The sequence below is a fragment of the Campylobacter gracilis genome (assembly GCF_018374135.1).
Classification (GTDB): domain Bacteria; phylum Campylobacterota; class Campylobacteria; order Campylobacterales; family Campylobacteraceae; genus Campylobacter_B; species Campylobacter_B gracilis_A.
The window spans coordinates 1-12,317 of sequence record NZ_JAHAFS010000017.1 but is presented as its reverse complement, the minus strand read 5'-3'; the positions used below and the strand labels follow the sequence as shown (position 1 = coordinate 12,317).

Below are 12,317 nucleotides of genomic sequence, written 5' to 3'. Positions count from 1 at the left end.
AATTTTAAAATTTAACCCGCGCCGTCTATTCGCCGAAAAGTCGCCAAAATTCGGGCGCAAATTTCGTCGGCGCAAATTCTATGATCTCGTATTTTGCGACGCCGTTTTGAAAGAACGGATCTTGCGCGATGATCTCATCAAGCTCCGCGCGGTCTTTGGCGTTGATTAAGATGATGCCGCCGGTGCGAGGGACTTTGCGCCCCGAGCAGATAAATTTATCTGCCGCGAAAAATTTATCCAAAAATGCGTTGTGTTCGTTGATGAAGCGATCGATTTCGCTAATTTCTTTAACGTAAGTGAGGTTTGCAATAAACATTTTGATCCTTTGTGAGATTTGAAGCGCGATTTTAGCATAAAATTCCAACGGATAAAATTCCCATTGGAATTTTCGCGCGCTACGTTATAAAAAATATCGGCGAAATTCCGATTATCGCGCAGCCAAGCGCTGCGTAGCGAAGCTTTATCGCAGCGAGCGCGCAGATGTTTGCGAGCGCGAAAAGAAGCGGCGGAATTTGCGCCTGAAAGCTCGGAAGTGCGAAATTTAAAAACGCAAGCAGCGGCGTATCGAGCGCGCCGCCGAGCCCGAATAGATGCAAAAATATGCTTAGCGGATAAAAGATCACGAAAACGTATCCCAGCGGCATTACGCTAAGCTGCTGCAGCGAAGCGGTCGGGAAGAAATAATAGACCGCCGCGTTCATGCTGAGCCAAACGTAGAGATTGAAAAGTATGACGTTTTGCCAGAGCTTAAATTTAGGCGCGAAGTGGTGCAGGTAGAGGAAAATATACAGTACGCCCAGACAGGAGAAATAAAATCCGATCGAAAAGGCTAAGTGCGGGAAAAACGCAAGCAGAAGCGCGATCGTTAGGAAGAGGTTTGTAAATTTCACGACATAGAAATTTCGCATCGCGAGGTAAAAGCCCACGCAGCACATCGCAAGCGAGCGCAGAAAGCTCGGCGTAAAATCAAGTACAAAGAGATATCCGCTCATCAGCACGATCACAAAGACGCTAAGATCGCGCTTAGCGCTGCGGTACGGAAAGTAGCGATCCTGAAAATATCGATATATCGGCATTGCGAGTAGAAAGACAGTGCTAAAGATAATGCCCAGATGAAAGCCGCTGATCGAGATGATGTGCGCTATGCCCCAGTTCGTCACGCTGACGCGCAGCGGTTTTGAAATTTCGGTCGCAAAATACAGCGCGGAGTAAAGATCCGCCGTCATCTCATCTTCGTGTTGGGCGCGAACGAATTCTATCGCGCGCCATTTTGCTCCGGAGGGCGCAAGCTCGTCTCCGATTTTAAAATTTGGCGCGTAAAAGCGCTGCTTTAAAAAATCTAAAAATTTTACGTTTTTGGTTACGATGCCGATATTTACGCGCGCGAAGCGGTGAAATTCCCGCCCGAGCCCGGCAGTCGTGTAGAGGGTGAAATCCGCCGTTTTGAGCTTTAGCACCGTGTAGGTGCGGCCGCGCTCGTTCGTTTTGGCGTAGGCGTTTAAAATTTGCGCGTCGTAAAAAGCGTAGTTTTTCGCGCGAAATTCTTTGAATTCATAAAATTTCACGCCTAAGTTTATCGATAAAATTCCAAGCAAAATGAGCAGAAAGTATAAAATTTCACGTTTGCGGTAAAAGAGTTGAAGCTTCACGGGCTGTGTTTAAGTTCGCGCATGCGGTAGAATTTTAAAAGTTCGCGTGCGGCGAAATTTTAAAATCCCAAGGCTCTATGCCGCACCGTCTCGTAAAAACCGGGCGGCGCGGCATAAAATTTAGCCTTAGCACGAATAATTCGTCGCAAACTCAAACGGCGTAGGGCGCGCCTCGTAAGGCCAAACCTGAGTTTCAAATTTAAAATGCTGATAGGTCTCGATAAAAAGCTCGCTCATTATCGGGCGCAGATACTCATTATCGCGGATCACCGCCTCTAGGCTGCCGCGAAGCGTGTGCGGAAGCTGCTCGATGCCGCGCTCGCGGATCTCATCCAGGTGCAGCTTGAATAAATTCTCATCCATCGGCCCGACCGGCTCGGTTTTGTTTTTGATACCGTCGATGCCCGCCATAAGCATCGCCGCAAATGCCAAATACGGGCACGCGGTGCTATCGGGGAAGCGCATCTCCGCGCGCACCGAGTGCTCGCCGCTGCCGTAAGGGATGCGGATCGAAGCGGAGCGGTTTTGGCTCGAATAAGTTAGAATGGACGGTGCCTCAAAGCCGGGAATCAGACGCTTGTAGCTGTTGGTGCTCGGGTTCGTAAACGCCGCGACGCTGCGCGCATGCTTTAGTACGCCGCCGATATACCACCTCGCCGCGTCGCTTAAATTTGCGTAGTTGCCCTTTTTGTAAAAGGTGTTTTTGCCCTTTTTCCAGATCGATTGGTGCACGTGCATTCCGCTGCCGTTATCGCCGTAGAGCGGCTTTGGCATAAAGGTTGCGGTCTTGCCATTTAGGTGCGCGACCATCTTTACTACGTATTTATATTTTTGCACGTTGTCGGCGGCCTCTACGAGAGTGCCGTATTTAACGCCGATCTCGCCCTGTCCTTGCGCTACTTCGTGGTGGCAGATGAAGGTCTCAAGCCCGATCTGCTCGAGTACTTTTAGCATTTCGGCGCGTAGATCGACCATCGAATCGACCGGCTGGACGGGGAAGTAGCCGCCCTTTACGCCCGGGCGGTGACCGCTATTAAAGCCGTCTTTGTAGTTTTTGCCGCTGTTCCAATGCCCCTCTTCGGTATCCACCTTAAACATCGCGCAGTTCATATCGTCGATGATCTTTACGTCGTCGAAAACGAAAAACTCATTCTCCGGCCCGAAATAGCAGGTATCTCCAAGACCTGTGGTTTGCAGAAACTGCTCGGCTTTTTTAGCGATAGAGCGCGGGCATTTTTCGTAAAGCTCGTTTTTGTATATGTCGTAAACGTCGCAGATGACGATGATCGTAACGTCCGCGGTGAACGGATCCAAAAACGCCGTTTGCACATCGGGCTTTAGCATCATATCGGATTTATCGATCGGCTGCCACGCCGCTACCGAGCTCGCGTCGAACGGAATTCCATCGGCGAAGTCCTTCGGCAGGCGCTTGTAGTTGTAAGCGACGTGGTGCCAGGTGCCTTTTAGATCGGTAAATCTAAAATCCACAAACTCGACCTCGTTTTCATCGCAAAATTTAAAAAATTCCTTCACGTCATTAACAAATTTTCCCATATTTTTTCCTTTTTCCGCCCGTATTCGGGCTAAATTTAACGACAGATTTTAACATTATTTAGTTGAAATTCGACTTTATCTGCGCCGTTTTGCGCGCCGCTATTTTTAAAATTTTGCGTCGCCGAAGCTTTTGAAATTTTAAAATTTCTCGCCGTCCGTGCCTTTTAAATTTAGCAGAGAGCGGCTGCCGTTAAAATTTACGCCAGCTTTACAAATTCACGCTCGCGATTTTTGAAAATGGCGATCTTATCGTAGCCGAACTCGCGCGCTTTGGCGTAAATTTTATCGTAGTTTAGCGCTACTTGAGCTACCGAGTGCGCATCCGAGCCAAGCGTTATCGGCACGTCCGCATCCGCAAGCACCTCTAAAAGCGCGTCGCTTGGATAAATTTCATTTGCGGGCTTGCAAAGCCCAGCAGAGTTTAGCTCCACGACGATGCCGCTTTTTTTGATCGCGTTTATCGCGCCGCCTGCCAAAACTCTGATATCTTTTTTCGGAGTAAATTTAAAAATTTTAATCAGATCCATATGCCCTAAAATGTCAAATTTGCCGCTTTTACATAGCGCGCAGATCAGCGCAAAGTATTCGCGATAAACGTCGTCTATTTCGCGTCCGCTCCACTGATCTAAAAATTCCTCGTTATCAAAGCCCCAGTTGTTTAAAAAATGCACCGAACCGATGAGATAATCGAGCTTGCGCGCAAAAATCCGCTCATCCATTAGCTCTTTTTTCGTCATAAAATCGACCTCATATCCCAGCCGCACGTCGATCCGCCCGCTAAACTCATCTCGCAAATCCCTAATCATCCCCTCGTAAAGCTCCATCTGCTCGAAGCTCATTCGGTATTTTTGATCGAAGTTCATCGGCGCGTGATCTGCAAAGCCGAAAATTTCTATGCCTCGTGCGATTGCCGCTTCCAAATACTGTCGCGGCTCTCCGTTAGCGTGGTTGCAAAGATAGGTGTGGTTGTGTAGATCGGCTCGCATCAACTGCTCCTTAAATAAAATTTTGGCTAAATTGTAGTAAAATCGCGCTTAAAAAATCACTAGGAATGTATTTGAAAAAACCCGAACTCTTAGCTCCTGCCGGAAATTTAACGAAACTAAAAATCGCCCTGGCTTACGGCGCGGACGCCGTGTATGCAAGCACGGGCTCATTTTCGCTGCGCCAGCGAAGCGCGAAGGAATTTAGCAAGGAAAGCTTCGCGCAGGGCGTCGCATACGCGCACGAGCGCGGTAAGAAGCTCTACGCGACCGTAAACGGCTTTGCGACCAACGGCCAGCTAGGAAACATCAAAAGGCATTTGGAATTTCTTCGCGATCTGCGCGTGGATGGAATTTTAATCGCCACTTTAGGCGTCGCAAGCCTCGCGCGAGCAGTAGCGCCTGAGATTCCGATTCACGTATCTACTCAAGCTAACGTGCTAAATTATCTCGATGCTCAGGTTTGGGCGGAGCTGGGCGCCGTCCGCATCGTCGCAGCGCGGGAGATGACGCTCAAAGACGCCGTAGAAATCAAAAATAAAATTCCAAACTTAGAGATTGAAATTTTCGTGCACGGCTCGATGTGTTTCGCATACAGCGGGCGCTGTCTCATAAGCGCGGTGCAAAGTGGGCGCTTCAGCAACCGCGGAAGCTGCGCGAACGACTGTAGATTTAACTACGAGCTTTACGCTAAAAATCCCGAAACCAGCGCGCTTTTTCGCTTGCAAGAGCGTGAAGGGGAGGGCACTTTCGTAATGAACGCGAAGGATCTTAGCCTCATTTCGCACGTGCAAAAGATCATGCAAACGGGCGCGATCGACAGCTTCAAAATCGAAGGGCGCACCAAGAGCGAATACTACGTCGCATGCGCCACGAATGCCTACCGCGCGGCGATAGACGATGCCGCGAGCGATAAATTTGAGGCCCGTGTTTACGAGCGCGAAATTGCGACGCTCAAAAACCGCGGCTTTAGCGACGGATATTTGATAAAGCGTCCGTACGAGCGAGAGGATACGCAAAATTTAGACCGCAGCATCGAGCTTGGTACGCATCAGGTTTGCGCGATCTCGCAGGACGGCGAGTTTATAAGCGTCAAGGATAAAATTTTACCCGGCGTTTCGTATGAAATTTTTGCTCCGCGCGGCTTTGAAATTTGCCCTTGCGATAATGAAATCGGCGAAATTTTTGAGCTTGACGGCAAGCCATATTTAAAATTTAAGAAACTGCAAAGCCGCAGCGGTAAGGAATTTAGCGAGATTCACAGCGGCAATCTAAATGAGATTAAGCTGCCCGCGAAGCTCGCGAAGTTTTGCTTTTTAAGAAAGGAGATAGAATGAAATTTGTTTCTATAATAATGGGCTCAAAGAGCGATTACGAGGTCGTTTACGAGGCGGCTAAAATTTTAAACGAATTCGGCGTAGCGTACGAGATGATCGTATCTTCGGCGCACCGAAGTCCCGCCCGTACGGCTAAATACGTCGCGGATGCCGAGAAAAAGGGCGCGCAGGTTTTCATCTGCGCGGCGGGCATGGCGGCGCATCTTGCTGGGGCGGTCGCTGCGAATACGACCAAGCCGGTGCTCGGCGTCCCGCTCGGCGGCAGCGCGCTTAGCGGCGTAGATGCGCTGTATTCGACCGTGCAGATGCCTGCGGGCATCCCCGTCGCGACGCTTGCGATCGGAAAGGCGGGCGCGAAAAACGCGGCGTATCTGGCGGTGCAAATTTTAGCTCTAAGCGACGAGGTGCTAAGTTCGAAGCTAAAGGCGGATCGTGCCGCAAAAGCGGAGGCTCTGAAAAAGGACTCCGAGCAGATCGAAGTGCTGCTTGAGGGCTAGGCTTTGAAAATTTTAAAATTGCGCGAGAGCTTTGAAATTTGCGGCCTAAAGACTCGCACGAATAACGCGGATGAGATGAGCGGGCGAGGGGTGATCGCAAATTTGTGGGGCGAGTTTTTAAAATTTAACGCTAGCAGAAGCAGCGCCGAGAAAAATGAAATTTACGCCGTATATTACGACTATGAAAACGGCGCACAGGGCGAATACTCCGTGCTAATAGGCACTTGCTCGAAGGAGGGACACCATAAAGAAAGCCACGACGAAGCTTGCAAATCCGCAAATCAGTGCTGCAAAAATGAGCGCGATGAAACCGGCGATAAATTACGTATCGAAGCGGGCGATTACGCGGTTTTTGATTTTGCGAACGAGGCTACTAGAGTGGGCGAATACTGGACCGGAATTTGGAAATTTTTTGAAAGCTCGAAGCTGCAAAGAGCCTTTGAGACAGGCCTTGAAAGGCTCTTTGGAAGATAAAATTTAAATTTACATATCGATAAAAGGATAAAAATGACGTTTTCACAGATTATTTTGACGCTTCAAAACTACTGGCACGAGCAGGGCTGCTTGCTCGTTCAGCCTTACGATATGCCAGCGGGCGCGGGCACCTATCATCAGGCCACCTTTTTGCGCAGCCTAGGAAGCAAACCTTGGCGCGCGGCATACGTAGCACCCTCGCGTCGCCCTACAGACGGACGCTACGGCGAAAACCCAAACCGCTTGGGCGCGTATTATCAGTTTCAGGTGATCTTAAAACCGAGCCCTGATAATATCCAAGAGCTCTATCTAAAAAGCTTAGAAAAGCTGGGGCTAGATCTTAAAAGCCACGATATCCGCTTCGTAGAAGACAACTGGGAGAGTCCGACGCTCGGGGCATGGGGGCTTGGCTGGGAGGTTTGGCTAGACGGCATGGAGGTGACGCAGTTTACATATTTTCAGCAGGTGGGCGGCATCACGTGCGAGCTAATAAGCGGCGAGATCACCTACGGACTTGAGCGGCTCGCGATGTATTTGCAAAACAAAGACGACGTTTACGATATCGTCTGGGACGACAAGGCGGAGCTAGTAACCTACGGCGATGTGCATAAAAGGGGCGAGTTTGAGTTTAGCAAATACAACTTCGAGCTTGCGGACACCGCGATGCTTTTTAATCAGTTTGAAAACTGCTTCGGCGAGTGCAAAAGCATCCTAAAGCACGGCCTGGCGCTTCCCGCGTATGATTACTGCATGCTCGCGGCGCACACGTTCAACGTCCTTGATGCGCGCGGAGCGATCTCGGTCACGCAGAGGCAGGATTATATTTTAAAGATCCGCGATCTTGCCAAAAACTGCGCGCTTTGCTATGCAGATCCACAAAAATATGTCGCCGAACTGGACGCCGCGACGTGCGGCAATAAAAAAGGCGACAAAGACGGCGATGCGGCGGACGCAAATTCCGCAAGCGTAAATTTAAAAAACGCTTGCGGCAAGTAAAACGCCGCAGATAAAGCGGATAAAAGCGCAAAGTAGGATTTATGAAAACGAGCGAGATTTATGAAATTTTAAACGCCGCCGCGCCCTTTTGCGACGCGGAGGCGTGGGATAATAGCAGGCTAATGCTTGGAAACTTGGATGATGAAATTTCAAAAATCTATCTAAGCCTCGACGTTACTAGCGAGCTGGTGCGCGAGGCGGAGGCGGGCTCGCTTTTGGTGGTGCATCACCCTCTGATTTTCAGTCCGCTAAAATCGCTTGATCCGCGGCTCTATCCTGCAAATTTGATCTATGAGATGATCCGCAAAAACATCTCTCTCATCGCGATGCATACGAACTTTGACAAGCATGTTTTAAATGGGTTCGTAGCGCGTGAAATTTTAAAATTTGAAATTACGGATGAGCGGGAATTTTTGGTTTTCATGCGCGCGGATTTGAGCTTTGAGGCTCTGTGCGCGGATATAAAACGCAAGCTTGGCATCGAGCATCTGCGCGCCGTAAAGACGAAAAATTTCATCCAAAATATCGCGCTTTGCACCGGAAGCGGAAGCGAACTAAATCAAAACTTGGGCGTGGATTGTTTCATCACGGGCGATATAAAATATCACACGGCGCTTCAAAATTTAGAAAACGGCGTGAGTTTGATCGACATAAATCATTTTGAAAGTGAGCGCTATTTTGGGCGCGCGCTCGCACCTTTCTTGCAAAAAAGCGAAATTGAAGTTATAATAAGCGAGCAAAAAAATCCATTTACGTATTATTAAAGGAAAAAGATGAACAAATATTTAAGCCAATTGGTGCAGCTTTGCGAATTCGATAAGCAGCTGGACGGATTTAAGCCTAAAATCGAAGCCGCGCAGGAGAAACTAAGCAAAAAAAGCGGCGAAATTTCAGGCGCAAAAGAGCAGATCGAAACTCTAAATGCGGAGATCGCTGAGCTAAAATCTCAAATTTTACAAGCAAACGCGCAGCTTAGCGCCTTTTCGTCTAAGCTAAAAAGCACGGGCAAAAAAAGCGGCGCGGCAAAAACCGAAAAAGAGATAAAAGCCCTTAGCGTCGAAGAGGACATCGCAAAAGAGCAGCTCGAGGCCACAAACGAGGAGATCGAAAGGCTAGAAAAGATCGTAGCCGCAAAGGAAGCGCTCGTAAAAGAGCAGAGCGAGAAGCAAGAGGCGTTTGAAGCCGAGCTAAAAAGCTTGCAGGAGCAGGTAAGTGCCGAGATGGGCGAGGTCGAGGTCGCACGCGGCGCGATCTACGCCAAGCGCGATAAGCTAATGCAGACGATGAACCCAAAAACCGTCTCATTCTACGAAAAGATCCGCAAGTGGGCGGGCAATACGGCGGTCTCGCCGGTGCGCAAGCAGGCCTGCTACGGCTGCTTTATGCGCATAAGCGACAAGACCTATTCTGCGGTCATCAAAAGCGACGACATCGTAACCTGCCCGTATTGCGGCAGAATTTTATATAAAGAAGCCGAGTGATCTACACCGCCTTGGCGTTTTTGGCGTGGCTTGTAGCTGCGCCTTTTATTTTTATCCTAAGCTTTAAAAAAAAATACCGCACTAGCCTGAAGGCGCGGTTTTTTCTATACAAAAACCCTAAATTTAGCCCCGCTGCGGTACATTTTCACGCCTGCAGCCTGGGCGAGGTAAACGCTCTTTCGCCGCTAATTTCTAAATTTGACAGCGTCGCGCTTAGCACGACCACGCAGACGGGCTTTGGTGCTGCGCGCGCGCTTACGCCGAACTCTCGCTACCTACCGTTTGAAAACTGGCTACCGTTTTGGCTTACGGGCAGCCGCGTGCTGGTGATTTTTGAAGCGGAGCTGTGGCTAAATTTGATCCGTTCCGCTAAATCGCGCGGAAGCTACGTGATCCTGCTAAATGCGCGCATAAGCGACCGCTCGTACGCGAGTTATCTGCGTTTTAAGCTTTATTATCGCAAAGCGTTTAAAAATATCGATCTGGTGCTTGCGCAAAGCGAGCTTGATGCGGCGCGGCTGCGGGAGCTCGGCGCAAAAAATATAAGGGTCGCGGGCAACATAAAAAGCGCGAATATCGCCGTTGCGACGAAGGACTATTCCGCCGCGTCCGCAAATAGCTTTGTGCTTACGATCTCAAACACTCACGAGGGCGAAGAGGAGCTCATTTTATCAAATTTAAATGATTTTATAAAATTTCGCAGCTCGAAGAGTGCGCCCGAAAAAGACCCATACGCAGCGGGTGCCCGCAGCGATAGGAGCTTGCCTGCGGCTGAGCTTCGCAGCGAGACGGGCTCGCTTGAGCCGGTAAATTTAAACGCTGCTTCTTTGGATGCGGCGAGCTCAAGCGATGCTTCGTCCGCCATGCCGAATACGGCGCCTTTAAACGGCGCGTCTTTAAATTCTACTGCACCGAATACGGCGTCTTCGACTGCCGCGCCGCAAAAGCTAAAAATCATCCTGGCGCCGAGACATCCGGAGCGCTTTGAAAAGGTACGTGAAATTTGTGAGATTTGGGCACGCGAGCATGGGCTTAGCTTTGAGCGGTTTAGCGACGGCGCGGGACTTGGGAGCGATTTTATCTTGCTCGATGCCTTTGGGGAGCTAGCGAACTTTTATAAAATTTCAAACGTCGTGATCTTGGGCGGCAGCTTTTTGCGCAATATCGGCGGACATAGCCCGATCGAGGCGGCGAGCTTCGGCGTGCCGATCATCAGCGGGCGATTTTTTCATAATCAAAAGGCGCTGTACGCGCTCGTACAAAACATCGCTCTGTGCGAGGCGAACGAAATTTCAAACGCTTTAAAAGAGCCGCTAAAGGGCACGCGGATAGATAAAATTTGCGATTTGCAAGAGATAGAAAATTTAATCAAGGAAAGAATTTGATGCAAGAAAAAGCCTACAAACTGCTGGCGGCGCAGGAAAACATCTCGCACAACGAAGCCAAAGCCCTCATCGACGCGGGGCTTGTGAGCGCGCGCGGCGCAAAGATCGCTCTAGCGCGCGAGATGCTCGGCGAAAATACTAAATTTAGCGTGATGAAGCCCGCAAAACCCGCGATCATTTACGAGGATGAGAACGTTTTGGCGGTCAATAAGCCGCCCTTTATGAGCAGCGAAAATTTGGAAAAAATCTATAAATTCGGGCTTCTAAACCGCTTAGATAAGGAGACTAGCGGCGTCGTGCTGCTGTACAAAAACGAAGAATTCCGCGAAGCGGCGATTACGGAATTTAAAAATTTGCGCGTGAAAAAAAGCTATATCGCGATCGTAAAAGGGATCGTGAGCGAAGAGATGAAATTTGACGAGCCGATTTTGACGATAAAAACCAAAAGCGGCGCGTTTTCTAAAATTTCGCCAAACGGCAAGAGCGCATTTAGCGAGGTTTATCCGTTGATGGTAAGCGGCAAAAAATCGCTCGTGAAAGTACGGATCGAGACGGGCAGGACGCATCAGATCCGCGTGCATCTGGCGAATGCGGGATTTGGCGTAATAGGCGATGAAAAATACGCTAAAAGCCGCGCGAAGCGGATGTTTCTGCACTCGTACGAGACCGAAATTTTAGGGCTTAAATTTAAAGCTCCGCTAGATAAAAGCTTCAACGAATTCGGCTTTGAAATTCCTAAAGAACTCTGATATTCAATGGCTTTTAAGTTAATTTTAGGTAACATCGCAAGTTTAAAAATTTTATAAGGGATCAAAGTGTTTGAGATCATAAGCGAGTCGTTTAAAAACGCGGTCAATAAATTAAAAACAATCGATGACGAAAAAGCTTTAAAAAACGCCTTGGAAACGCTAAAAAAGGCGCTTTTAAAGGCCGACGTGCACCACAAAGTCGTAAAGGATTTTTTGGCGCTTGTCGAAGCCGATCTTCGCATCGGTACGATAGGACAGAAGCCGTTTTTACAGTCCATCAAGGCAAATTTGACTAAAATTTTAACGGCGCCTAGAGGCAGCAGTCAGGGGTTTGTATTCGCTAGCACGCCTCCTACGGTAGCTTTGATGACGGGACTTCAAGGAAGCGGAAAATCCACAAGCACGATAAAACTCGCGAACTATCTGAAACTTCGTAAAAAAAAGGTCTTGGTCGCAGCGTGCGACTTGCAGCGCCTAGCCGCGGTCGAGCAGCTCCGCCAGCTTTGCGAAGCAAACGAGATCGAGCTATTTTTCATCGAGGGTGAGAGCGATCCGCTAAAGGTTGCGCAGAAGGCGCTAAGCAAGGCCAAAAGCGGGCTTTATGACGCGCTGCTCGTAGATACGGCGGGACGTCTTGCGATAGACGAGGCTCTTATGGCACAGCTTGCGGAGATGAAAAAAGCTCTAAATCCGCATGAAATTTTTTACGTAGCGGACGCTATGAGCGGTCAAGACGGCATTAAAACGGCCGCTAAATTTGATGAAATTTTAGGCCTAACGGGCGTGATTTTAAGCAAATTTGACGCAGATACCAAAGGCGGCGTAGCTCTTGGTATCGCGCAGCAGCTGGGCATCCCGCTTCGCTTTATCGGAACCGGCGAGAAGGTGGCCGATCTGGAAGGCTTCATACCCGATAGAATCACCGGTCGCATTATGGGCGAGGGCGATTTAGCGACGTTAGCCGAGAAAACAAGCGCCGTTTTCGACGAAAGAGAAGCTAAGGCCTTAAACAAAAAGATCAAAAAGGGCGAGTTTAATTTCAACGATTTCGTAAATCAACTCGAAAGCGTGAAAAAGCTCGGCAATATGAAAAATTTAATCGGCATGATCCCGGGGCTTTCCGGCATGGCGAATAAGATAAAAGATATCGATTTGGAAAACTCCAAAGAGATACTTCATATCAAAGCGATGATAAATTCTATGACGCCGAAA

13 protein-coding genes are annotated in these 12,317 nt (G+C 49.1%); 9 read left to right on the top strand and 4 right to left on the bottom strand.

Annotated features, from left to right (window positions below; genetic code table 11):
- Positions 1-25: 25 nt before the first annotated feature.
- The 4 genes from KH703_RS08360 to KH703_RS08345 form a co-directional block, all read right to left on the bottom strand.
- Positions 26-316, bottom strand: a complete 291-nt coding sequence (locus tag KH703_RS08360; protein WP_304295410.1) for a YciI family protein — start codon at positions 314-316, stop codon at positions 26-28.
- A 79-nt stretch (positions 317-395) separates the two neighbouring features.
- A complete protein-coding gene (locus KH703_RS08355) occupies positions 396-1,649 on the bottom strand; it encodes a ComEC/Rec2 family competence protein (protein ID WP_304295409.1) in 1,254 nt (417 codons plus the stop codon).
- Positions 1,650-1,775: 126 nt separating this feature from the next.
- On the bottom strand, positions 1,776-3,203 hold the full coding sequence (glnA, locus tag KH703_RS08350) for a type I glutamate--ammonia ligase (RefSeq protein WP_297881244.1): 1,428 nt from the start codon (positions 3,201-3,203) through the stop codon (positions 1,776-1,778).
- Positions 3,204-3,400: 197 nt separating this feature from the next.
- Positions 3,401-4,189 (bottom strand): histidinol-phosphatase, encoded by a 789-nt coding sequence (locus KH703_RS08345; protein WP_304295408.1) that lies wholly within the window; start codon positions 4,187-4,189, stop codon positions 3,401-3,403.
- A gap of 71 nt (positions 4,190-4,260) precedes the next feature.
- On the opposite strand from KH703_RS08345, the gene KH703_RS08340 reads away from it, so the two are divergent.
- The 9 genes from KH703_RS08340 to KH703_RS08300 all read left to right on the top strand — a co-directional run.
- Positions 4,261-5,523, top strand: a complete 1,263-nt coding sequence (locus KH703_RS08340; RefSeq protein ID WP_304295407.1) for a peptidase U32 family protein — start codon at positions 4,261-4,263, stop codon at positions 5,521-5,523.
- Positions 5,520-6,020, top strand: coding sequence for a 5-(carboxyamino)imidazole ribonucleotide mutase (gene purE / locus KH703_RS08335; protein ID WP_297880096.1), 501 nt, complete (start codon positions 5,520-5,522; stop codon positions 6,018-6,020). Before KH703_RS08340 ends, purE begins: the two co-directional genes overlap by 4 nt.
- Positions 6,021-6,023: 3 nt before the next feature.
- Positions 6,024-6,494 (top strand): GyrI-like domain-containing protein, encoded by a 471-nt coding sequence (locus tag KH703_RS08330; protein ID WP_304295406.1) that lies wholly within the window; start codon positions 6,024-6,026, stop codon positions 6,492-6,494.
- 33 nt (positions 6,495-6,527) lie between these two features.
- A complete protein-coding gene (gene glyQ / locus KH703_RS08325; RefSeq protein WP_304295405.1) occupies positions 6,528-7,490 on the top strand; it encodes a glycine--tRNA ligase subunit alpha in 963 nt (320 codons plus the stop codon).
- Positions 7,491-7,531: 41 nt separating this feature from the next.
- Positions 7,532-8,254, top strand: a complete 723-nt coding sequence (locus tag KH703_RS08320) for a Nif3-like dinuclear metal center hexameric protein (RefSeq protein ID WP_304295404.1) — start codon at positions 7,532-7,534, stop codon at positions 8,252-8,254.
- 9 nt (positions 8,255-8,263) lie between these two features.
- On the top strand, positions 8,264-8,971 hold the full coding sequence (locus tag KH703_RS08315) for a zinc ribbon domain-containing protein (RefSeq protein WP_304295403.1): 708 nt from the start codon (positions 8,264-8,266) through the stop codon (positions 8,969-8,971).
- A complete protein-coding gene (locus KH703_RS08310; protein WP_304295402.1) occupies positions 8,968-10,356 on the top strand; it encodes a 3-deoxy-D-manno-octulosonic acid transferase in 1,389 nt (462 codons plus the stop codon). Before KH703_RS08315 ends, KH703_RS08310 begins: the two co-directional genes overlap by 4 nt.
- Positions 10,356-11,105 (top strand): RNA pseudouridine synthase, encoded by a 750-nt coding sequence (locus tag KH703_RS08305; RefSeq protein ID WP_304295401.1) that lies wholly within the window; start codon positions 10,356-10,358, stop codon positions 11,103-11,105. Before KH703_RS08310 ends, KH703_RS08305 begins: the two co-directional genes overlap by 1 nt.
- 66 nt (positions 11,106-11,171) lie before the next feature.
- Positions 11,172-12,317: signal recognition particle protein (locus KH703_RS08300; protein WP_304295400.1), on the top strand; the 1,146-nt coding region annotated here is incomplete at its 3' end.